The following is a 367-nucleotide window of genomic DNA, read 5'->3' as shown; positions in this document are numbered from 1 at the left end:
CAATTAGTAGCGATTGCTTAAAGTCTATTTCCAATCTGTAGACCTCTCTATATTTTTTCTAACTTTGCAACAGAACCTTAAAGAATCATAAGTTAGCAAAAGCAATTAGTGAGGTATCATGGTCACAGTTTCCAACTATGGTGGAATATAAGGCAAAATGGTACGGCAAGCAAGTCATTGTCGTATCGAAAACATTTGCTTCAAGCCAATTATGTTCTTGTTGTGGATATCAAAACAAAGACGTAAAAATCTAAACCTACGTAAATGGGACTGCCCTTCTTGTCGTACATACCATGATAGGGATATTAACGCAAGTATCAATCTAAAGAATGAAGCAATAAGGCTTCTAACCGCAAGGACTGTGGAG

Annotated in this window: 1 pseudogene; it reads left to right on the top strand. The window is 36.8% G+C overall.

Features of this window, described 5'->3' with window-relative positions:
* Positions 1-77: 77 nt before the first annotated feature.
* A pseudogene (locus tag JDS80_RS30790) lies at positions 78-367 on the top strand (RNA-guided endonuclease TnpB family protein); the annotation flags it as partial.

The organism is Bacillus cereus group sp. N8, from assembly GCF_016483685.1.
Lineage (GTDB): Bacteria > Bacillota > Bacilli > Bacillales > Bacillaceae_G > Bacillus_A > Bacillus_A proteolyticus.
This window is presented reverse-complemented; position numbering and strand designations above follow the sequence as displayed.